Consider the following 20,987-nt stretch of genomic DNA (forward strand, 5'->3'; position numbering starts at 1 on the left):
AGCGGCCACGACCGTGAACACCCGGGATGCAGCGGGCTGCGGCTGCAGAGCCGGCTGGCTGTCCGGATGAGGAACGTATGAAAAGGCCTGCTCTGTGCGTCATTTCTTGGGATGATTCAGAAGAGACAGGAGCATTTATGGCATTTGATATTCAGGAGGAGCTGAAGAAACTGCCCCAGAAGCCCGGCGTCTATATCATGCACGGGCTTCAGGATGAGGTCATGTATGTGGGGAAGGCCGTTAAGCTGCGGAACCGCGTGCGGCAGTATTTTTCTAACAGCAGAAACAAGAGGCTGAAGATCTACAGCATGGTGCCGCAGGTTACGCGGTTTGAGTACATTGTGACGGATTCGGAGGTTGAGGCCCTCGTTCTGGAGTGCAACCTGATCAAGGAATACCGGCCGAAGTACAATACCATGCTGATGGATGACAAGGCATATCCCTTTATCCAGGTTACGGTGCAGGAGCATTTTCCCCGGGTTCTGTATGCGCACAGGATGAAAAAGGACAAGTCGCAGTATTTCGGGCCTTATCCGGACGCGGCCGCCGCAAAGGAGACGATCGATCTGGTCCGGAAGCTCTATCACCTCCGGAACTGCAGCAAAAAACTTCCCGAGGATCAGGGAAAGGAGCGCCCTTGTCTCTACTATCACATCCACCAGTGCAAGGCACCCTGTCAGGGATGGATCTCAGAGGAGGAATACCGGAAGCAGGTCAATGATGCGATTGCTTTTTTGAACGGGAAGACGGAGGATGTGCTTCAGGAACTGAAGGCGAAAATGCAGGAGGCCGCCGATGCGCTGAATTTTGAGGAGGCCGCTTCGCTGAGAGACCTGATCGGTGCCGTGAAGAAGGTAAGCGAGAGACAGAAGATCACCTCCGGAAGCGGAGAGGATCAGGATGTGATCGCACTTGCGGCAGACGGAGAGGATGCCATCGCGCAGGTATTTTTTGTCAGAGACGGCAAACTGATCGGACGGGATCATTTTTATCTGAAAATCGCGAACGAGGAGAGCCGCAGCGAGGTCATGGAGAGCTTCCTGCAGCAGTTTTACTCCGGAACTCCTTTCATTCCGCATGAGATCATGCTTTCGGATGACATTGCGGAAAGGGAGCTTCTGGAGCAATGGCTGACCGGGAAGAAAAATGCCGGCAGTACAAAGGTGAGGATCCTCGTTCCGCAGAAGGGCAAAAAAGAGAAGCTTGTGGATCTTGCGAAGCGGAATGCGCAGATCATTCTGACACAGGACCGGGAACGGATCAAAAAGGATGTCGCGAAGACGATCGGAGCGGTCAACGAGATCGGGCAGTGGCTCGGAATCGAGCCGCCGGACCGTATCGAATCGTACGATATCTCCAATATCAGCGGTTACCAGAGCGTCGGCTCTATGGTGGTGTATGAGCAGGGCAAGCCGAAGAAGGCGGATTACCGGAAGTTCCGGATCAAGTCTGTTGAGGGACCGAATGATTACGCAAGCATGGAGGAGGTTCTTACCAGGAGATTCCGGAGAGGGGTTCAGGCAGACAGCGGCTTTGAAAAGCTGCCGGATCTCTTGCTGATGGACGGCGGCAGAGGACAGGTGAACATCGCTCTTTCCGTTCTTGAAAAAATGAACCTGTCGATACCGGTCGCGGGAATGGTGAAGGATGACAGGCACCGGACCAGAGGGATCTATTTCAACAATGTTGAGATTCCGATCGATACAGATTCCGAGGGCTTTCATCTGGTTACCCGGATTCAGGATGAGACACACCGGTTCGCGATTGAATATCATCGGATGCTGCGAAGCAGGGAGCAGGTGCATTCGATCCTGGACGATATTCCGGATATTGGAGAGAAGCGGAGGCGTGAGCTGATGCGCTCCTTCCCGGACATCGAGGCGATCCGGAGGGCGGACATCGAGAAGCTGAGAAGCCTGCCGGGGATGAATGAAAAAGCCGCGAAGAGTGTCTATGATTTTTTTCATAAAAAAGCAGAACAGTTATCGTGATTGAGCAGACGTTCAATTTGCGGGACACAAGACTTGTCTTTTGACGGGAGAAAAGTTTTGACTTTAGAGCAGGAAAAGAATCGTGCAAAGAGGTGTGTGCGTGGTATACTGTCTTATATAAGGCATTTCATATTTGCAGCCAGGTCTCAACGCGTGCGGCGCGGGAAAGGGATCTAAAAAGAGGATTGCACAAAGAACAGGTCTCACCACATGTGACGTGGGAAAGAGATCTGCAAAGGAAGATTGCATAAAGAACAGGTCTCACCACATGTGACGCGGGAAAGAGATCTGCAAAGGAAGATTACATAAAGAACAGGTCTCATCGCACACGGAGCAGGAAAGAGAACGGGTGCGAATTACCTGCAAATTTCTGGGAGGATTCGGCATGACATCTAAATTTATCACGCTGGAAAAGCTCGAAAAGGACATGGATCTGAAAAACCTGACTCCGGATACGGATCTCGGGGACAGGGAGATCACGGTTCCTGAAATCAATCGTCCGGCCCTTCAGCTGACCGGATATTTTGAGCATTTTGCAAATGAGAGAGTTCAGATTATCGGAGTTGTGGAGCTTTCGTACCTGAATCGCATGGAGTATGATAAGAGGAAGGAATCGTTTGAGGCATTTGTCTCGAAGGGGGTTCCGTGTATTATTTTCACAACCTCAGAGCAGCCCGGTGAAGAGCTCCTGGAAATATGCAGGAGATATAATACGCCTGTCTTTGGAACCGACAAAACGACATCTGCGTTCACCGCTGAGATCATCCGGTGGATGAATGTTCAGCTGGCGCCGACAATTTCGATCCACGGCGTGCTTGTCGATGTCTATGGTGAAGGTGTGCTGATTATGGGTGAGAGCGGAATCGGAAAGAGTGAGGCCGCTCTGGAGCTGATCAAGCGTGGCCACCGTCTGATCACGGATGATGTGGTACAGATCAGCCGGATTGATGATGTGACACTGGTCGGAACTTCGCCGGACATCACCCGTCACTTTATCGAGCTTCGCGGTATCGGAATTATCGATGTGAAGACGCTGTTCGGTGTCGAGAGCGTTGAGAATACACATACCATAGATCTGGTCATCAAGCTGGAGGAGTGGAATAAGGATAAGGTATACGACCGCCTCGGACTTGAGGAGGAGTATACGGAATTTTTGGGCAATAAGGTTGTATGTCATTCTCTTCCAATCCGTCCGGGACGTAATCTGGCGGTTATCGTTGAGACGGCTGCCGTTAACCATCGTCAGAAGAAGATGGGCTACAACGCGGCGCAGGAGCTTTACAAACGTGTTCAGGCTAATCTGGCGAGAAAACGCAGCCATCCGTGAGCAGAGTGTGAACATAATCGGTGCGCGAACACAATGAGTGTGAAGGTAATAAGTGTGCGAACGTAATGAGTGTGAACGTAATCGGTGTGCGAACGTAATGCGTGAGTGGATGCCAGGCAGTGGAGCAGAGGAAGAAATCTTCTCTGGATAATAATCGTTAATATAATCGTTAATAAATTTGAACAATAGCCCCCTGAAGACATATGATCTGCAGGGGGCTATTGTTCCGCCCATTTTGACAGGATAATTAATGGGGCCTGGAGATAAGCTAACTCCAGGAAATAAACTAACTCCAGGAAGTTATATTATATATATTTTTTCACATGCTGCAGTGTATTTACAGGATCCGTTGTTCCTCACAGGACTGCCGGGCGGCGGGAATCAAGAATTTCAACGAGATAAAACACGCTGCGCGAGTTTTATCTCGCTATCGCGACGCTCGCCGCACACGAATACTTCGCATTCGGCTGCGGCTCACTGTTCGCGTAAAAAATCTCCGCCTGTCACAAGACGGGCGGAGAATAAATGACATGTACAATCAAAAAATAAATGATCCTGTAAATAATCTCATATTTCCAGGTGGTTAAATGATTCTGCACAATCAGGAGATCAGAAAATCCATGCAGTCGGTCACTGGGTCTGGTCTGTCTGGGTATTCTCTCCGGTGTTGCCGGGAGAGGCGTCCCCCTCGGTGCCTGCGCTCTCCGCGGGTGCATTCTCTCCGGTACCTTCACCGGTTGTGTTCTCCGTATGCTGGTTTGCATCGGTATTATTGTCGCCGGCTGCGGCAGTGGGCGTAGCGGTAGGCGCAGCGGTTGGGGCCGCAGTCGGCGCTGCGGTCGGCGCCGGTGCGTCGTAGGTGCAGATGGTCGTTGGTGCATTCGCTACGTCAAAGTAATCGGTGACGGTAGGGCAATAGGTATTCGGCAGAAGGCCTGTGTTTGCACATACGGTAAGCTGTTCTACAGAATCCGGAACCGAGAATTCCTTGATGGGAAGGGATTCATGAATACGGCTCATGACGTTCGTCCAGAGTGTGGAAATGTAGGTCCGGTCTGCTTCGGGAAGTTCCACGTTTGTATCGTATCCGGTCCAGATGCCGGCAGTGTAGTATGGCGTATAGCCGACAAACTGAAGATCTACGTAGGAATCAGTTGTTCCTGTCTTTCCGGCAACCGGCATGCCGGAGGAAAGCTGATAAGGTGTTCCGGTTCCGGATTGAACGACGCTCTGCATCGCACTGGTCAGAAGATAGGCGGTGCTTTCCTTGAAGACGCGGCGGCTCAGCCCTGAATTTTCGAGAATCGTCTTACCGCTGTGATCGGTGACTTTTGTGTAAAATACCGGGCGGTTATATGTGCCACCGTTGGCAATGGCTGCGTATGCGGCCGTGAGTTCAAGGTCACTGACACCGTTGGTGATGCCGCCGAGAGCAAGTCCGGGCGAGTTGTCATTGTCGCTGTCCAGTGTCGTGAAGCCGAGCTTTTTCAGATAAGAGAGGCCAACTTCAGGCGTCAGTTCCTGCATCAGCTTGAATGCGATGACATTGTTCGAGGTTTGAATCGCGTTTCTCACCGTCATTGTGCCGTGATGCGTGTTGTCCGCGTTGTTGACTTCCTGACCGGTCGCGTAGTATGCGGCATCGTCCGTTTCCCTGGAGGTCAGGGTTATTTTTCCCTTATCAAGGAGCGGACCATAGGTGGAAGGAATCTTAAAGGTGGAGCCTGGCTGACGAAGGGAATCCGTCGCACGGTTCAGGGTAAGACTCGCTGTTTTTTCACCGCGTCCGCCGACGATGCCAACGACATATCCGGTCGACTGGTCGATGACGGTCATGCAGGCCTGCGGTTCCGGAACGAATGCGGTCCGTTCCGCGACGATGGTATCACCGTCTCCGACAACGGAGGCCTTGTACTGGTCGATGTAACTCTGTGCCTCTTCCTGGGAGCTGAAGTATTGATCAAAGTCGGCATCTCCCTGCTGTTTGAAGTACTGCACCAACATTTCAACGCTGTAGTTCTGCCTGCTTCCGTCAGCCTTATCAACAGTCAGTGCCCAGTCCAGACTGATCTGGGAATCTGCGGGGAAAATCGACTCATCCGAGAATTCACTGTCCATAATTGACTGAATATCAGAGTTCTCAGTGGAATAAATGTGGAGCCCGCCACTGTAGATCAGGTTATTGGCCTGAGCCTCCGTATAACCCTTCTGGGTCATCAGATCGTCTTTGACCTGACTGATCAGTTCATCGACAAAATAGGAATACACCGTGGAATCCTGTGTAACCTCATTGTTCTGGTTCTCCTGAATCCGGTCATAAACGTTATCTGCGAGAGCTTCTTTGTAATCCTTCTCTGTGATATAGCCCTGCTGGAGCATGTACTCGAGGACCGTCTTCATACGGCCCGCATTCTCCTCGGGGTAAAGGATCGGATTAAACTGGCTGGGGTTCTGGGGAATCGCGGCAAGCACCGCGCATTCGGAAAGCGTCAGATCTTTTGCGTCCTTGCCGAAGTAAGTCTGTGCCGCAGTCTGCACGCCGTAGGCGTTGTTGCCAAAGTTTACGGTGTTGAGATAGTTTTCCAAAATCACCGACTTGGGGTCCTCTCCGGCCTTCCGAAGGGATGACTCCAGCTGAACGGCAAGATACTGTTCCTGGATCTTACGCTTGATCGTCCCCATCCTGGATTCATTCATCCAGTCTGTAAAAACATTGTTCTTCAGAAGCTGCTGAGTGATGGTACTCGCTCCTTCAGATTCCGAGAAATTCGAACTCAGCATGACCATGATGGCACGAAGCATTCCGTGCGGATCAACTCCGTTATGCTGATAGAAACGAGAATCCTCGATCGCAACGATGGCATGCTGCATGTTCTTTGGAATTTCGTTGATGGAAATTGAGACGCGGTTGCCTTCTGCGGAGCTCAGCTTCTGTATCTGATTTCCGTCACCGTCGTATACAAAGGACGCATAGCCGAGAGGCGTGATATTGGAGTCCGTGATCTCCGGCGCGTCCGCGATGATCCCGCGATAGGCACCGATGCCGAGGCAGATGCCGAATACGGCGGCTGCGATCAGTAAGTAAATGATGACACGCAGGACGGATACGCTGATGCGGCTTGCCAGTTTCGGGGCAGCCGAATCCAGGCGTTCGCGCTCCTGCTGAACACCGTGTTTGCCAAAATTCATGAAAGCTCCTTCTCCGGGCATATCCTGTTCCGGACGGAAGACAGTTTTCGGGTTCTCTGCCGTGAAGACAGTTCCCCGGGTTCTCTGCCATGAAGACAGTTCCCGGGTTCTTTGCCATGAAGACTGTTCCCTGGGTTTTGCGCCCCATGTTTTCAGGTCATAGGCAGATATTTTGCAAAACTGTGTCCCGCCGTATCCGGAAGAATCCGGATCGGATCAATGTTTCCCGGTTGAAAATAAAAAAATAACATTTATGCCTCAGAATAGGAGGCATTTGAGCTGCTTTATTGCCCGGTATTCAGCAAACAAAGAGGAAGGCGGCCGCAGGTGCCAGCGGCAGGAATTTCAGAGCCGGCGGCAGATGCCCTTTCAGAGCCTGTGACAGGAGCCTCTTGTCTGATGGAATACTGCGGGAATCCTTAATCCGATAATTATATCAAAATTACAGAATGAAATAAAGAATAAATTATGGTAGTATGGATCCATGGGAAAATCAAGAAGAACCGAAAGCAAAACAAAAAGTAAATCAGAAAATAAAACCAAAAACAAAGCAGAGGGAAAGACAGAGCAGGAATTCGGGAAAACGAGCGGGGCGACAGACGTTCAAGGAGGGGAAAATCTACCTGAGCGGTATCGCACGGTGTATCAGAATGGCGAGGGAAGGTACGAGGAGAAGAAGTCGGTATTTATTGCTACTGTTCGTCATGTGACAAGTGTTGAGGAGGCTGCATCTTTCGTTGAAGAGATGAAGAAAAAATACTGGGATGCGAGACATAACTGTTACGCCTGGGTTCTGGGAAAGGATGGTGGAAATGTGAAGGCCTCCGATGACGGAGAACCATCGGGTACGGCGGGACGGCCGATACTGGACGTACTTACAGGAGCGGGACTGACGGATACCTGCATAGTGGTGACGAGATATTTCGGCGGTGTGCTGCTCGGGACGGGAGGACTTGTGAGAGCCTACACACAGGCTTCCAGAGATGGAATCGGGAAGAGTATCCTGATCGAGAAGGAGAACGGGGTACTTCTGGACATCGTCGCGGATTACACGGATGCGGGAAAGATTCAGTATCTGATCGGACAAGAGAAAATTCATACGGTAGAGTCTGATTTTTCCGATGTGGTACGGATCCGTGTTGTTCTGCCTGCTTCAGATGAGGGACGCTTTACGAGGGAGATCACGGAGGCAACCTCTGCCAGAGCCCGACTCAGAAAAAACGGCCGCGCCTGGTTTGGCGTGGCCGGGGGAAAACTCATTCTTGAATCTGGGGAAGAATGATATCCCAATGTACGTGCCAGATGACATACCTCATCAATTCTTTACAGCGTTTCTGGCTCGGGATAATCTACACCGAGGGTATCGACGGTCATGGATTTGATAACCTGAGGCTCTGTGGGGCGGTCGCTCCAGTCTGTAGGAACTTCGGCGATCTTGTTCACAACGTCCATGCCCTCAATGATTTTTCCGAAGGCGGCATACTGTCCGTCCAGGTAATCTGCGGATTTGTGCATGATAAAGAACTGGCTGCCTGCAGAATCCGGATCTGAAGCGCGAGCCATGGAGAGCACGCCCGGCTCGTGCGAAAGATCATTCCGGAAACCGTTGCCGGAAAATTCGCCGCGGATGGAATAGCCGGGGCCACCGGTTCCGTTGCCGGCAGGATCACCGCCCTGGATCATGAAGCCGGAGATGATGCGGTGAAATCCGAGCCCGTCATAGAATCCCTTGCGGACAAGGCTGATAAAGTTGTTGACGGTGTTCGGCGCGGTTTCCGGATAGAGCTCTGCCTTCATGACATCGCCGTTTTCCATGGTGATGGTAACGATAGGATTGGCCATAATTTTTCTCCTTGTTATCTGTATTTATAAAATGTGTCCTGGTCAGGATGCAGTTATTGTCCACGGACTGCCCTTGAACATGCTGTAAATAAATACGGATGTGAGAACCAGGCCGTCACCGGTAAGGCCGAACCGTGTATTTTGAACAGGCTGTAAGAGCAGCGGATATAAGCACCCTGTTTTCAGGAATGGAACGTATGTTATTATACGGTAAAATGTGATAAAATAAAAGACGCTTGTGCGACACATGACAGGAAAACCGGAGGGACTTGAGTCGGAATGGTTATTGAGACAAGAAGCCCGGAGGAAACCCGTTCATTTGCCCGGAAACTCGGGGAGAAGGCGGTTCCGGGAACGATTTATACACTGGATGGGGATCTCGGCACAGGGAAAACCGTATTTGCAAAGGGACTGGCAGAGGGCCTCGGGGTGACCGAGCCGGTGAGCAGTCCGACGTTTACGATCGTGCAGGAATACCTGAGCGGCAGAATACCGTTTTATCATTTTGATGTCTACAGGATTGAAGAGCCGGAAGAAATGGAGGAAGTCGGATATGACGACTATTTTTACGGCGGCGGTGTCTGTCTGATTGAGTGGGCGGATATGGTTCGGGATATTATACCGAAAGGCGCGATTCATGTGACGATTGAAAAAGATCCTGACAAGGGATTTGATTATCGGAGGATTACGATTGAAGATACTGGCAATTGACAGCTCAGGTCTTGTAGCGTCCGTCGCCCTTCTGGAGGACGATACGCTGCTGGCCGAGTACACGGTGAATTACAAGAAGACACATTCGCAGACGCTGCTTCCTATGCTGGATGCCATTGCGCAGATGATCGATCTGGATCTGAACAGCATTGACGCGATTGCCATTTCCAAGGGGCCGGGCTCCTTTACCGGACTCAGAATCGGCTCAGCTACAGCGAAGGGTCTCGGTCTGGCACTTGATAAGCCGTTGGTTGAGGTACCTACGGTCGACGCATTAGCGTATAATCTCTATGATGCACAAGGGCTGATCGTCCCGATGATGGATGCCCGGAGAGCCCAGGTATATACCGGGATCTACCGGTTTGTGAATCACGAGCTCACGGCGGTGAAGGCGCAGTGCGCCGAAGCGGTGGAGAACCTTATGGAGGAACTGAACTGCCTCGGAGAGCCGGTCATTCTGCTTGGGGACGGGGTTCGGCCTTATCTGGACCGAATCCGCGAGCTGCTGAAGGTTCCGTTCACCGTGGCGCCTGCACACCTGAACAGACAGAGGGCAGGCGCGGTCGGAGCTCTCGGCGAAAAATATTTTTCCCGGGGAATGACGGTTACGGCAGATGAACACCGGCCGGAATACCTCCGCGCCTCACAGGCAGAGAGAGAACAGACCGCGAAGGGTGTTCCGGTAAAGGAAATTGAGAAAAATTCGGAAAAGCTGAAGCCGAGGGATTACTCCTGATGGGAAGGCGCGGGAACAGAGGGAAGGATGATGCATCAGCGCAGAGTGTTCCTGTGACTCCTGAGATCCGGAGAATGGTTTCGGCGGATCTTCCGGAGGTAGAGAAAATTGAGCAGGAAAACTTCTCCAGACCATGGACCGCAGAAGATTATCAGGGTTTTCTGGACAGGGAAGATGCGGATTTTCTTGTTGCGGTGGTGGATGGAAGGATCGTCGGATACATCGGAGAATACGGGCTCCCTGATGAGGGGGACATCACAAATGTATCGGTGGACCGGAGATATCGGAACCGCCATATTGGAACCTGTCTGGTATCAGGACTTATACAGACGGCGGGAGCGCGGGGCATCCGGAAGATTTTTCTTGAGGTGCGGGAGAGCAATGCGCCAGCAATCCGGCTGTATGAAAATGCCGGATTCCGGAAAACCGGGGTTCGCAGGAATTATTACACGTCTCCGGTGGAAGATGCCGTTCTGATGATGCGCGGGCCGGAGACGGAGAAAGACGGAATATAGAGGCCGGATGGCAGATTTAGAAGCTGAGCATACGACGGCCGGAGGATATTTTGCAGCGGCACGGCGGAAGCTGATCCGGCGGCCGGGATATGGAGGATGATTATGTTTAACAGTACCTTTGACTGGTTCCTTGCGGGAATACTTTTCCTGCTTGCAATTGTGTTTTTTGCGGGAAAAGGACAGGGAATTCTGGATGCGTTCAGTGGAAAGTACCGGGATAAGCGGAAACTGAGTCCGGAGAACCGGCTCAGATATCAGAGGGCAGTAGGGGTATTTCTGATCATCCTCTCTGCAGTGGAAGTGTTCATGGCACTCATCGAGACCCCGATCATGGGAATTATTTCAATTGTCGTTACGGTTGCGGATATGATCGGAATCGTCATCTATCTGAGAAGATTGTATGATTGAGAGTGAATGACGGGACGGGCAGGAAAAAGCTTACTTCATGCGCCGTGCAGACCAAAATGAGCAGCGTTTGGAAACATTTATACAGCAGTCTCTGACAGCTGAATTATTTTAGAAAGCAATCTCTGTCGGCCGAATTGTTTAGACGGCAATCTCTGACAGCCGAATTGCTTTATACAGAATGAGCACTATCTGATTTACAGAAACAGAGCGTAAGTCAGATAGTGCTCATTTTTATTTACGCGAATAGTGAGCCGCAGCCGAATGCGAAGTATTCGTGTGCGGCGAGCGTCGCGATAGCGAGATAAAACTCGCGCAGCGTGTTTTATCTCGTTTTTTTACAGGGATATATTGACACATATCTATGCGCGTGATAGCCTGACACATAGATGATCATCAATACTTAAGAAAGAAGGTTATATGTTGGCATGACAGAAGATCAGGTTTCCTCCATTTGTAAAGCACTGGGAGATCCGAACAGACTTCGAATTGTGAATATGATTTCCGGATGTGAAAAGTGTGCCTGCGTGATTCTTCAGGCGTTTGATATTACACAGCCGACGCTCTCCCATCACATGAAGATTCTCTGTGACTGCGGGCTGGTCAATGTCCGTAAAGAGGGAAAATGGAGCCACTACTCTTTGAACTGCGAAACCCTGCGGGATTTCCAGCGCTTTATCGGTGCACTGGATTGTGAGAAAAAAAACGGGTGTTCAGATGGAAGGTGTGACTGTCAATGATATGGAGCTTCCTTCAAAATCAGATTCTGGGCATGAAATGGCTGAACTTTCTGATTGGATCCGTGCTGACAGGATTCGGCCTTGATACGAATACACGTATCGGCGGCAGTGTTTTATTTTTTATCTATGACGTATTAAAGATCACGATCCTGCTTTGTGTTCTGATTTTCCTGATCAGCTATATCCAGAGCTATTTTCCACCGGAGAGAAGCCGCAAGATCCTGGGCAGATTCCATGGAATCTGGGCTAACTGTATCGGCGCACTGCTTGGCACGGTAACGCCGTTCTGCTCGTGCTCATCTATTCCGCTTTTTATTGGCTTTACCAGCGCAGGGCTTCCGCTTGGCGTGACCTTTTCTTTTCTGATTTCGTCGCCGATGGTGGATCTGGGAAGCCTGCTGCTTCTGATGAGTATTTTCGGAACAAAGGTGGCTGTGATCTATGTCGTTTTGGGACTCATTGTCGCTGTCGCAGGCGGCACATGGATTGAGCGCCTGCATATGGAGAGATACGTTGAAGAGTTTATTTATCAAAGCAACAGCGTGGTAAACATTGAATCTCCGGAGCTGACCTTTAAGGATCGGCTTATCTATGCGAGAGATCAGGTTGTTTCAACGTTTAAGAAAGTATTTCCTTATATCCTGATTGGCGTCGGGATCGGCGCGGTAATTCATAACTGGATTCCGGAGGGCGTGGTGGAGAAAGTTCTTGGAGATGGGAATCCGCTGGGCGTGATATTGGCCACGGTCATCGGAATTCCTATGTATGCAGATATCTTCGGAACGATTCCAATTGCAGAGGCGCTGCTGTCAAAAGGTGCTCTTCTCGGTGTTGTGCTCTCGTTTATGATGGCGGTGACAACGCTTTCGCTCCCGTCACTGATTATGCTGCGGAAAGCTGTGAAGCCGAAGCTTCTGGCAACGTTTATTGCAATCTGTACCGTTGGTATTATGATCGTGGGTTATTTCTTTAACTTTATACAACCTTTCATTATCTGAGGAATTTGAAGGAGGAATCGTTATGGCAAGGACCTGGTATCCGGTTATTGACTATTTGCTTTGTGCAGAGTGTGGCACCTGCAGCGGGATGTGTGCACATGGCGTTTATGATCTGGCAGCCGCGTCGACTCCGAGAGTGATTCATCCGGAGAACTGTATAGATCACTGTCATGGCTGTGGCAGCCGGTGCTCTGTTGGAGCGATTACGTATGTGGGTGATGATACCGGATGGGTACCTCCGGCAAGAGGCGGGAAGACAAATGGGACAGCAGGCGGGTGCTGCGGCAGTGTGACGGAAGAAACGGATAAAAAGAATTGTGGCTGCGGATGCGGCAATAATTAGTAGCGGAAGGAGAAATGAAAATGGGATTATTTGGAAAAAAGAAAGAAAACAAGGAGGAAGCAGTGAAGGCAAAGTGCTCCTGCGGTAAAACAGCTGCTGATATAGTCCAGGAAGAAAAGTTAAGGATAGTGGGCAAAGCAGGACTGAAGACAGGGGATGTTTTAACAATCAAAATCCTGGGTTCCGGGTGTAAAAATTGCCAGACGCTTCTGCAAAATACAAAAGACGCAGTATCTGCAATGAGCGATCCGGCAAAGATTGAATACATCACGGATATGAAGGAAATCGCAAAGTATGGTGTGATGCGTATGCCCGCTCTGGTGGTGGGAGAGCAGGTCGTTTCCATGGGAAAGGTTTTGAAAGCGTCTGATATACAGAAACTGTTAAATAAGTTGGGACTCGCATGACATAAAAGATAAGTAAGGCCACGCATGACATAAAAGATAAGCAAGGTCACGAATGACATAACAGAAAGGATAGACATCAATGGAAACAAAACAGCGGGCTGGTATCAGCTTTTTTCAGAAATATCTGACGGTTTGGGTTCTGCTCTGCATGGCGGCCGGTATTGTGATTGGCCACTTTATCCCAGCCGTTCCGGAGGTGCTGGGACGAATGGAGATCGCCGGCATTTCCATACCGATTGCGATTCTCATCTGGATCATGATTTATCCGATGATGATCAAGGTGGATTTCCAGAGTGTGAAGGAAGTCGGGAAAAATCCCAAGGGACTTTTTTTGACGTGGATCGTCAACTGGGTGATCAAGCCGTTTACGATGTATGGCTTTGCGTCGCTTTTTCTCTTTGTGGTATTTAAAAATTTCATTACCCCGGATTTGGCGACACAGTATCTGGCAGGCGCGGTGCTGCTTGGTGCTGCTCCCTGCACGGCGATGGTTTTTGTCTGGAGCACTCTGGTGAACGGCAATCCTGCCTATACCGTGGTGCAGGTAGCGACAAATGATCTGATCATTTTGATCGCCTTTGTGCCGATCGTGAAGTTCCTGCTGGGCGTTTCGAACGTAACCGTACCGTACAGTACGCTCTTCGTAAGCATTTTTCTCTTCGTGGTCATTCCGCTTGCAGGAGGCGTCATCACCCGCGTTGCGGTAACAAAAAAGAAGGGAAAAGACTATCTGGAGAATGAATTTGTCCACAAGTTTGACAACGCCACGACGATCGGACTCCTTCTGACTCTGGTGATCATCTTTAGCTCACAGGCAGAGGTTATTCTTGGTAACCCGCTGCACATCCTGCTGATTGCGGTTCCGCTCATCATCCAGACGTTTGTGATTTTCTTCCTTGCTTACGGAGCGGGCAGACTAATGCGGCTGCCGTTTGAAATCGCAGCACCTGCCGGCATGATCGGCGCATCCAACTTCTTTGAACTGGCCGTCGCGGTTGCGATTGCGCTATTTGGAACCACAAGCCCTGCGGCACTTGCGACGACTGTAGGCGTACTGACAGAGGTGCCGGTCATGCTGACACTCGTAAAAATTGCAAATAAGACAAAGGGATGGTTTTCAAATGTCAGATAAAACAACAGATAAAACAGCAGATAAAACAGCAGATAAAACAGCAGATAAAATCGTAGCATTCATCTGTACGCATAATGCCTGCCGCAGTCAGATGGCCGAAGCACTTGCAAAGTATGCCGGATATCAAGGGTACGAATTCTGCTCAGCGGGTTCCGTTCCGAAGGAACAGATCGATCAGAATGCAGTCCGTATCATGAAAGAAAAATTTGGAATTGACATGCATTCTCAGTATTCGAAGACGATCCGGGACATCCCGGCTCCGGACATCGCCATATCCATGGGATGCGGGGTGAAATGTCCGTTCATCGGGAGAAATTTTGATGATGACTGGGGACTTGAGGATCCGACTGGAAAATCAGATGAAGAATATCTGAAGGTGATCGGTCAGATACGGGAACAGTTGGAGAGAACATTCAGGAAATAAACAGATCAATTGTTTTAAAAGATGGCACTTTATAAAGTCGTGTCCGGCATATTAATTGATATAGGAAAATATGGTTTATGGCTACATTCCAAATGCCGGTAATGTACGAATGGTATCATACATGATACTATGTTAGAAAAAACTGCGTACTTGATAGATAATTTAAATATGGTATCTTAAATGTACAAATAAGGCAGCATATTAATATTGGGTACAGCGGATGTTTCTGCAGAAGGTATCAAAAAGTGGACAGATCTGTTCTGAGAGGAAGTGCCATGACAGAGAAAAAAGAAATAAGACCGGAAGAATATATGAGTTACCCGGAGTATCTGGAGAATATAAAAAAAGGAATTGTAACGAAGGATGGGCATTGCCCTGTCACTCCGCTTCTCATAATGCTGCAGGGCAGATGGAAATCACAGCTTATGTATGAGATGTGCATTTATGACACAGTTCGATTCGGACAGCTGAAGAAGGATCTTCCGGGCATTACAAATACGATGCTCACCAAAGGACTCCGGGAACTGGAGGACGACGGTTTGATCACAAGAAAGCAATTCAATGAGATTCCGCCGCACGTGGAGTATTCCCTGACGGAGATGGGAAGAGATCTGCTCCCAGTATTTTATGCGATTATGAACTGGGGTTTCAAGTACGAAAAAGAACTGTATGGAGATACAGAACAAAAGTAAAGGGTGGTGGGACAGAAGATGGATCTTTTCGAATATGCAGCCGGGAAGCGGAAAGAAAACGAAGCTCCTCTTGCCGCCAGAATGCGTCCACAGACTCTGGACGAAGTAGTCGGACAGGAGGACATTATCGGGAAAGACAAGCTGCTGTATCGTGCCATCAAGGCAGACCGGATCAGCTCGGTCATCTTTTATGGCCCGTCCGGCGTGGGGAAAACAACGCTTGCCCGTGTGATCGCGAGGACGACATCTGCAGATTTCCACCAGGTGAATGCAACGATTGCGGGAAAGAAAGACCTGGAGGAAGTTGTTGCAAAGGCGAAAGAAAACCTGGGAGGTTACGGCAGAAAGACGATTCTTTTTATCGATGAGATCCACCGCTTTAACAAGGCACAGCAGGACTATCTCCTGCCTTATGTGGAAGACGGCACGGTGATTCTGATTGGCGCAACGACAGAGAATCCGTATTTTGAAGTGAATGGAGCGCTGCTTTCGAGATCGAGAATATTCGAACTGAAACCCTTGTCGAAGGAGAATATCCTGACCTTAATTCACAGAGCATTCACTTCCGACAGAGGAGTAAAGCCCTACCATGCAGAGATCACAGAGGAGGCAGCAGATTTCCTTGCAGATGTGTCGGATGGGGATGCCCGTGCCGCGCTAAATGCCATAGAGCTCGCCGTTCTTACCACAGAACCGGGAAGCGACGGGAAAATCCACGTTACGCTGGAAGTGGCAGAGCAGTGCATACAGAAGAAGGCAATCCGCTATGACAAGACAGGCGATAATCATTATGATACGATCGCTGCCTTTATCGAGTCCATGTGCGGTTCAGATCCGGATGCGGCGCTTTATTATTTGGCACGCATGCTGGAGGCGGGAGAGGATGTGAAGTATATTGCGCGCAGGATGCTGGTAGCGGCATCAGAAGAAGTCGGAAATGCAGACCCGATGGCTATCTGTGTTGCAGCATCGGCGGCGCTCGGTGTAGAGCGTGTCGGAATGCCGGAGGGAAGAATCATTCTCGCACAGGCGGCATCCTATATTGCTTCCGCACCGAAATCCAATTCTGCTTATCTAGGCATTGAAAAAGCATTGTCACTGGTCCGGAAAACGGGAAATCTGCCGATTCCATCCTATCTGCAGGACTCCAGCTATAAAGGTGCCAAAAAGCTTGGCCGTGGTGTCGGTTACAAGTATGCGCATAACTATCCGAATCACTGGGTGGAGCAGCAGTATCTTCCTGATGAGATCCGTGAAGAACGAATCTATGAGCCGAATGATATCGGCCACGAGGCAGACATCAAGGCTTATTTCAGAAAAATCGGGAAAGAACCGGAGCGATACGCTTACGTTGACCCGTTGCTTTCGGGAAAGCCCGAAAAACCATGGGAAGATTGATCATGAAGAGGGACAGAAGTCTGTAAAGGCAAAGAAACAATGATCAGGCGTGAAGAGATATTTATCATGAAGAATTTTAAAGGTGAGTGAGTTTGTGAAAAATTTCTTGACAAAAAATCCTGCTCTGCTTATAATCGACTCAAACCATTGAGGAAGAATAGTAGCTTTGCAGGAAGCGTACAAGAGAGCTGCAGGTGGTGGGATTGCAGCCGTAGATGCGGAGTGAATGGACTTCTGAGGGCGGTCTGAGCGGCAGGAATATGTCAGGTAGGAACCGACGGGAACCCATCCGTTATCAATCGGGAGCACATGCAGGTGTGTGGAATGAGAGAGTATTCGGAAGAAGAAGCCATCGGGAACGGAATCCCGTCCGGCAGTTCCGGTATACTAATCTGGGTGGTATCGCAGGAGAAATTACAGCTCTTGTCCCAAATACGGGACAAGAGCTATTTTTATTGTATAAGCTCTTCGAAAACGCAGACAGGCTCGTCGCACGCGAAGCGCGCGAAAGAGACTGAACAGCTCTTCGAAAACGCAGTCAGGCCGCCTTCCGCGAAGCGCGCGTAAGAGACTGAATGCGATTTCGAAGGCAACAGGATACCATCCCCCTCCGTTCAAACAATTCCGGCATGAAAGGCACATATGTTTTCAGCAGAAGGAATGAACAAGTAAGAGAGGAGAACAAAACTATGAAAAATCCAGCATTCAGAAAAATCGCAGCAGTCGCGGCAGCCGGCATCATGACATTCTCACTTGCAGCATGCGGCAGCAACAGCACAGCATCGGGAACATCGGCAGCGGGTTCCTCTGCTTCCTCCGCGTCAGCGGCCGGGTCATCTTCTGAGTCGGCTGCGGCGTCTGTTACCGGAACGTCTGTATCCGGAAGTTCAGCGGGGACTGCATCCGGGAAAACCTACAAGGTGGGCATTGTGCAGTATGTGGACGACGCATCCCTGAATCAGATTGAGTCCAACATTGAGTCAGAGCTGGACGCAAAGGGGAAGGAGCTTGGCGTCACCTTCGATTATTCCGACTACACCTATAACGGACAGGCGGATGGAACCGTGCTCCAGCAGATCGCATCCGAGCTGATTGCGGACCAGGTAGATATCATCGTCCCGATTGCCACGCCGACGGCACAGATCATGCAGACGGCGACGAAGGATGACCCGATCCCGGTCGTTTTTGCAGCATGCTCGGATCCGGTCGGCGCAAATCTCGTTGAGAGCATGGATGCGCCCGGGTCAAATATCACCGGTACCTCCGATGCGCTGAATACCGAGGCGGTGTTGAATCTTATGCTGGCCCAGAACCCGGATCTCTCCTATGTGGGTCTTCTGTATTCCAACAGCGAAGATGCCTCCAAGCAGCCGATCGCGGATGCAAAGGCATTCCTGGACAAAAAAGGAATCAAGTATATAGAGAAAACCGGAACGGATACGACGGGAATCACCGACGCGGCTAATGCGCTGATCGCCGAGGGAGTCGACGCAATCTTCACACCGACCGATAACACGGTGATGACCGCTGAGCTGGCAATATATCAGAAGCTTGCGGAGGCCGGAATCCCGCATTACTGCGGAGCGGATTCTTTTGCTCTGAACGGAGCGTTTGTCGGATATGGTGTTGATTACGCAAATCTCGGAACTGCTACGGCTGACATGGTCGCAGATGTTCTTGTAAATGGAGCTGACCCTGCAAAAACTCCGGTACAGACCTTTGACAATGGTATCGCGACCATCAATACGGATGTGTGCGAGACACTTGGCTATGATCTGGATAAGGTTAAGGCGGCGTTCAAGCCCTATTGCACCAGTGTCGAGGAGACAACAACCGCAAAAGAGTTTGAGAATTGATGATTAGCTGCCGCACACTCGTGACTTTAGTCGTGTGAGGCTTCACGAAACCATATATTGCGTGATAGAATGGAGCTGACGCATGCAATCGCGTCAGCTTTTTGAATTTACGCGAACAGTGAGCCGCAGCCGAATGCGAAGTATTCGTGTGCGGCGAGCGTCGCGATAGCGAGATAAAACTCGCGCAGCGTGTTTTATCTCGTGGTTAGAGAATGAATTTCGGGAGGGTTTGAACGTGTCAGGTTTTCTAACGATAGGAATTGTCCAGACAGCTCTGGAGCTCGGACTGATCTATGCGCTGGTTGCGCTTTCATTGTTTATCAGCTTCAGTATTCTGGATATCTGTGATCTTTCAACGGATGGATGCTATACGCTGGGGTGTGCGGTCGGAGCGGTGGTAACAATTGCGGGACACCCGATTCTGGCTATTTTTGCCGCAATGGCTGCAGGGGTCTGCTCGGGATTCATCACCGCGATCCTGCAGACAAAATTCGGCGTTCAGAGTATTCTGGCCGGCATTATTGTGAATACGGGTCTTTACACCATCAACCTGGCGGTCATGGGATTTTCATCCAACCTGTCGCTGTTCGGCTCTCCGACGGTTTTTGATATGTTCAAATCGTTGAACCCCTCTAAGGTGTGGAAAAGCTGGAGCCCGTTTGTTCTTCTGCTGATCATTCTTGCCGTGATCGTGCTCGCGATCCATTGGTTTCTCGGAACAAGGCTTGGCCTTTCGATCCGCGCAACCGGAGACAGCCCAGCAATGGTGCGCGCCTCTTCCATTAATCCGGCATTTACGACGATTGTAGGTCTGTGCGTCGCAAACTCACTGACCGGAATGGCGGGATGTCTGATCGGACAGTATAACGGGAACAGCGATATCAACCTCGGAACGGGAATGGTCACAGTCGCGCTTGCTTCGCTGATCATCGGGGAAATGTTTTTCAAAAATCGCGGCATGCTGATGCGGATTATCGGTGTGATCATCGGTTCGGTTCTGTATCGATTTGTCATGTCTGTCGCGCTGCGGCTGAAAATCCCGACAGAAGCATTCAAGCTGGTGTCGGCTTTGATTGTCGCGGTGGCGCTCACCGCTCCGCAGATCCGGAAGCTGATTGCGCTGCACGCGCAGAAGCGTGCCTCCATGAAGATGAGTATGGAAGAAGCGGAAGAGGAAGAGGGAGGTGACAGATCATGCTGAAGCTGAAGAATGTCAGAAAAACCTTCAATGTCGGAACGGTCAATGAGAAGAAGGCGCTGACCGGTGTAAATCTTGTGCTCGAGGATGGTGATTTTGCCACAATCGTAGGCTCCAACGGCGCGGGAAAATCAACGATGTTCAATGCGATTGCGGGAAGCTTTTACCCGGATTGCGGAAGCATCATTCTTGACGGGAAGAATATCACCTATGTCCCGGAGTACAAGAGGAGCGTTTATATAGGAAGACTTTTTCAGGATCCCCTGATGGGAACGGCTCCTCATATGACGATCGAGGAGAACCTTGCCATTGCTTATCTGAGAGCCTCGAAGAAACAACATGCGATTTTCAGCAGAATCAGCAAGAAGGAGAAGGAATTCTTCCGGGAGCAGCTTTCCCTTCTCGATATGGGGATGGAGGATCGCATGAAGAATCCGGTCGGACTGCTGTCCGGTGGTCAGAGACAGGCACTGACGCTTCTGATGGCGACGATGGTAACGCCGAAGATCCTTCTTCTGGATGAGCATACGGCGGCGCTGGATCCGGCTACCGCTTCGAAGGTTCTGGATCTTACGAGAAAGATTGTCGCTGAGCGAAAAATCACCTGTCTGATGGTCACACACAACATGAATCAGGCGCTGGAGCTCGGGAACCGGACGCTGATGATGAGCGACGGCAGAATTGTGTTTGATGTAAAGGGAAAAGAGCGGGACGGCATGACAGTAGAGGATCTGCTGGAGAAATTCGCGCAGGGAACCGGTCGAAGCTTCAACAATGACCGTATCCTTCTGTCGACAGAGCAGGGCGACTGAGTGCGCCGGGGACTGGATGCTTTGCATCTTGATAATATAATCCACATGAGGAACAGGGTGAAGGATGTTCACCCTGTTCTTTGTGAATTATATGGGAGTTCTTTGTGAATTATGTGGAAAAAAATATCTCCGAAATTATAAAATTTGGTTTAAGTGAGGGATAATGTTATGCTACAATCGTAAAGGTAGTGTAAACACAAAGATAGTCGGAGAAGCATTGGATATGGCATGGAAGACCTTTCAAATTGTCATATCAGCTGCGCGGTGCGGA

Annotated in this window: 20 protein-coding genes and 1 other annotated feature; of the genes, 18 read left to right on the forward strand and 2 right to left on the reverse strand. The window is 50.2% G+C overall.

The genetic code is table 11. The annotated features are described in order from the left end of the window. Positions 1 to 137 precede the first annotated feature (137 nt). The gene (uvrC, locus tag ACTQZS_RS05530; protein WP_441474931.1) at positions 138 to 1,991 is read left to right on the forward strand and encodes an excinuclease ABC subunit UvrC; all 1,854 of its coding nucleotides are present in this window, start codon (positions 138 to 140) and stop codon (positions 1,989 to 1,991) included. Positions 1,992 to 2,376: 385 nt separating this feature from the next. Beyond that, a complete protein-coding gene (gene hprK, locus ACTQZS_RS05535; protein ID WP_441474932.1) occupies positions 2,377 to 3,318 on the forward strand; it encodes an HPr(Ser) kinase/phosphatase in 942 nt (313 codons plus the stop codon). Between the two features lie 630 nt (positions 3,319 to 3,948). Here hprK and ACTQZS_RS05540 read toward each other — a convergent pair. After that, a complete protein-coding gene (locus ACTQZS_RS05540; protein WP_441474933.1) occupies positions 3,949 to 6,507 on the reverse strand; it encodes a transglycosylase domain-containing protein in 2,559 nt (852 codons plus the stop codon). Between the two features lie 484 nt (positions 6,508 to 6,991). Between ACTQZS_RS05540 and ACTQZS_RS05545 the strand changes: the two genes are divergently transcribed. Further along, the gene (locus ACTQZS_RS05545; protein ID WP_441474934.1) at positions 6,992 to 7,789 is read left to right on the forward strand and encodes a YigZ family protein; all 798 of its coding nucleotides are present in this window, start codon (positions 6,992 to 6,994) and stop codon (positions 7,787 to 7,789) included. A 41-nt stretch (positions 7,790 to 7,830) separates the two neighbouring features. Here the strand turns inward: ACTQZS_RS05545 and ACTQZS_RS05550 are convergent, their stop codons facing one another. Beyond that, a complete protein-coding gene (locus ACTQZS_RS05550) occupies positions 7,831 to 8,349 on the reverse strand; it encodes a peptidylprolyl isomerase (protein ID WP_441101225.1) in 519 nt (172 codons plus the stop codon). A 279-nt stretch (positions 8,350 to 8,628) separates the two neighbouring features. Here ACTQZS_RS05550 and tsaE point away from each other — a divergent pair, with 279 nt between their 5' ends. The 15 genes from tsaE to ACTQZS_RS05625 all read left to right on the forward strand — a co-directional run bounded on the left by tsaE (position 8,629) and on the right by ACTQZS_RS05625 (position 20,716). Continuing rightward, complete coding sequence (gene tsaE, locus ACTQZS_RS05555; RefSeq protein ID WP_441474935.1) at positions 8,629 to 9,060, forward strand: tRNA (adenosine(37)-N6)-threonylcarbamoyltransferase complex ATPase subunit type 1 TsaE; 432 nt, start codon at positions 8,629 to 8,631, stop codon at positions 9,058 to 9,060. Beyond that, entirely contained in the window at positions 9,041 to 9,796 is a 756-nt protein-coding gene (tsaB, locus tag ACTQZS_RS05560) for a tRNA (adenosine(37)-N6)-threonylcarbamoyltransferase complex dimerization subunit type 1 TsaB (protein ID WP_441474936.1), read from the forward strand. Before tsaE ends, tsaB begins: the two co-directional genes overlap by 20 nt. Then, on the forward strand, positions 9,796 to 10,311 hold the full coding sequence (gene rimI / locus ACTQZS_RS05565; RefSeq protein ID WP_441474937.1) for a ribosomal protein S18-alanine N-acetyltransferase: 516 nt from the start codon (positions 9,796 to 9,798) through the stop codon (positions 10,309 to 10,311). The genes tsaB and rimI overlap by 1 nt, the downstream gene beginning before the upstream one ends. 102 nt (positions 10,312 to 10,413) lie before the next feature. Next, entirely contained in the window at positions 10,414 to 10,719 is a 306-nt protein-coding gene (locus tag ACTQZS_RS05570) for a DUF3784 domain-containing protein (protein WP_441474938.1), read from the forward strand. A gap of 425 nt (positions 10,720 to 11,144) precedes the next feature. Then, a complete protein-coding gene (locus ACTQZS_RS05575; RefSeq protein WP_441474939.1) occupies positions 11,145 to 11,456 on the forward strand; it encodes an ArsR/SmtB family transcription factor in 312 nt (103 codons plus the stop codon). Continuing rightward, positions 11,453 to 12,454, forward strand: coding sequence for a permease (locus ACTQZS_RS05580; RefSeq protein WP_441474940.1), 1,002 nt, complete (start codon positions 11,453 to 11,455; stop codon positions 12,452 to 12,454). Before ACTQZS_RS05575 ends, ACTQZS_RS05580 begins: the two co-directional genes overlap by 4 nt. A 22-nt stretch (positions 12,455 to 12,476) precedes the next feature. Next, a complete protein-coding gene (locus ACTQZS_RS05585; RefSeq protein ID WP_441474941.1) occupies positions 12,477 to 12,797 on the forward strand; it encodes a 4Fe-4S dicluster domain-containing protein in 321 nt (106 codons plus the stop codon). Positions 12,798 to 12,817: 20 nt separating this feature from the next. Next, the gene (locus ACTQZS_RS05590) at positions 12,818 to 13,204 is read left to right on the forward strand and encodes a thioredoxin family protein (protein WP_441474942.1); all 387 of its coding nucleotides are present in this window, start codon (positions 12,818 to 12,820) and stop codon (positions 13,202 to 13,204) included. 79 nt (positions 13,205 to 13,283) lie between these two features. Continuing rightward, positions 13,284 to 14,336, forward strand: coding sequence for an ACR3 family arsenite efflux transporter (arsB, locus tag ACTQZS_RS05595; RefSeq protein ID WP_441474943.1), 1,053 nt, complete (start codon positions 13,284 to 13,286; stop codon positions 14,334 to 14,336). Continuing rightward, a complete protein-coding gene (locus ACTQZS_RS05600; RefSeq protein WP_441474944.1) occupies positions 14,326 to 14,760 on the forward strand; it encodes an arsenate reductase/protein-tyrosine-phosphatase family protein in 435 nt (144 codons plus the stop codon). The genes arsB and ACTQZS_RS05600 overlap by 11 nt, the downstream gene beginning before the upstream one ends. Before the next feature lie 275 nt (positions 14,761 to 15,035). Next, a complete protein-coding gene (locus tag ACTQZS_RS05605) occupies positions 15,036 to 15,452 on the forward strand; it encodes a winged helix-turn-helix transcriptional regulator (protein WP_441474945.1) in 417 nt (138 codons plus the stop codon). An 18-nt stretch (positions 15,453 to 15,470) separates the two neighbouring features. Beyond that, on the forward strand, positions 15,471 to 16,850 hold the full coding sequence (locus tag ACTQZS_RS05610) for a replication-associated recombination protein A (RefSeq protein ID WP_441474946.1): 1,380 nt from the start codon (positions 15,471 to 15,473) through the stop codon (positions 16,848 to 16,850). Between the two features lie 138 nt (positions 16,851 to 16,988). Further along, positions 16,989 to 17,284 (forward strand) — a binding site (T-box leader). Positions 17,285 to 17,539: 255 nt separating this feature from the next. Next, positions 17,540 to 18,706 carry an ABC transporter substrate-binding protein gene (locus ACTQZS_RS05615; protein ID WP_441474947.1) on the forward strand — a complete coding sequence of 389 codons (1,167 nt, stop codon included), beginning with the start codon at positions 17,540 to 17,542 and terminating at the stop codon, positions 18,704 to 18,706. 235 nt (positions 18,707 to 18,941) lie between these two features. Then, on the forward strand, positions 18,942 to 19,907 hold the full coding sequence (locus tag ACTQZS_RS05620; protein ID WP_441474948.1) for an ABC transporter permease: 966 nt from the start codon (positions 18,942 to 18,944) through the stop codon (positions 19,905 to 19,907). Continuing rightward, complete coding sequence (locus ACTQZS_RS05625; protein ID WP_441100829.1) at positions 19,901 to 20,716, forward strand: ABC transporter ATP-binding protein; 816 nt, start codon at positions 19,901 to 19,903, stop codon at positions 20,714 to 20,716. The genes ACTQZS_RS05620 and ACTQZS_RS05625 overlap by 7 nt, the downstream gene beginning before the upstream one ends. Positions 20,717 to 20,987 lie beyond the last annotated feature (271 nt).

This window comes from Bilifractor sp. LCP19S3_H10 (genome assembly GCF_052119185.1).
Lineage (GTDB): Bacteria > Bacillota > Clostridia > Lachnospirales > Lachnospiraceae > Bilifractor.

What these genes read in the sequence shown, in the direction of transcription:
- uvrC (WP_441474931.1), top strand. Translation starts at nt 138, where the DNA reads ATGGCATTTGATATTCAGGAGGAGCTGAAGAAACTGCCCCAGAAGCCC.
- hprK (WP_441474932.1), top strand. Translation starts at nt 2,377, where the DNA reads ATGACATCTAAATTTATCACGCTGGAAAAGCTCGAAAAGGACATGGAT.
- ACTQZS_RS05540 (WP_441474933.1), bottom strand. Translation starts at nt 6,507, where the DNA reads ATGAATTTTGGCAAACACGGTGTTCAGCAGGAGCGCGAACGCCTGGAT.
- ACTQZS_RS05545 (WP_441474934.1), top strand. Translation starts at nt 6,992, where the DNA reads ATGGGAAAATCAAGAAGAACCGAAAGCAAAACAAAAAGTAAATCAGAA.
- ACTQZS_RS05550 (WP_441101225.1), bottom strand. Translation starts at nt 8,349, where the DNA reads ATGGCCAATCCTATCGTTACCATCACCATGGAAAACGGCGATGTCATG.
- tsaE (WP_441474935.1), top strand. Translation starts at nt 8,629, where the DNA reads ATGGTTATTGAGACAAGAAGCCCGGAGGAAACCCGTTCATTTGCCCGG.
- rimI (WP_441474937.1), top strand. Translation starts at nt 9,796, where the DNA reads ATGGGAAGGCGCGGGAACAGAGGGAAGGATGATGCATCAGCGCAGAGT.
- ACTQZS_RS05570 (WP_441474938.1), top strand. Translation starts at nt 10,414, where the DNA reads ATGTTTAACAGTACCTTTGACTGGTTCCTTGCGGGAATACTTTTCCTG.
- ACTQZS_RS05575 (WP_441474939.1), top strand. Translation starts at nt 11,145, where the DNA reads ATGACAGAAGATCAGGTTTCCTCCATTTGTAAAGCACTGGGAGATCCG.
- ACTQZS_RS05580 (WP_441474940.1), top strand. Translation starts at nt 11,453, where the DNA reads ATGATATGGAGCTTCCTTCAAAATCAGATTCTGGGCATGAAATGGCTG.
- ACTQZS_RS05585 (WP_441474941.1), top strand. Translation starts at nt 12,477, where the DNA reads ATGGCAAGGACCTGGTATCCGGTTATTGACTATTTGCTTTGTGCAGAG.
- ACTQZS_RS05590 (WP_441474942.1), top strand. Translation starts at nt 12,818, where the DNA reads ATGGGATTATTTGGAAAAAAGAAAGAAAACAAGGAGGAAGCAGTGAAG.
- arsB (WP_441474943.1), top strand. Translation starts at nt 13,284, where the DNA reads ATGGAAACAAAACAGCGGGCTGGTATCAGCTTTTTTCAGAAATATCTG.
- ACTQZS_RS05600 (WP_441474944.1), top strand. Translation starts at nt 14,326, where the DNA reads ATGTCAGATAAAACAACAGATAAAACAGCAGATAAAACAGCAGATAAA.
- ACTQZS_RS05605 (WP_441474945.1), top strand. Translation starts at nt 15,036, where the DNA reads ATGACAGAGAAAAAAGAAATAAGACCGGAAGAATATATGAGTTACCCG.
- ACTQZS_RS05610 (WP_441474946.1), top strand. Translation starts at nt 15,471, where the DNA reads ATGGATCTTTTCGAATATGCAGCCGGGAAGCGGAAAGAAAACGAAGCT.
- ACTQZS_RS05615 (WP_441474947.1), top strand. Translation starts at nt 17,540, where the DNA reads ATGAAAAATCCAGCATTCAGAAAAATCGCAGCAGTCGCGGCAGCCGGC.
- ACTQZS_RS05625 (WP_441100829.1), top strand. Translation starts at nt 19,901, where the DNA reads ATGCTGAAGCTGAAGAATGTCAGAAAAACCTTCAATGTCGGAACGGTC.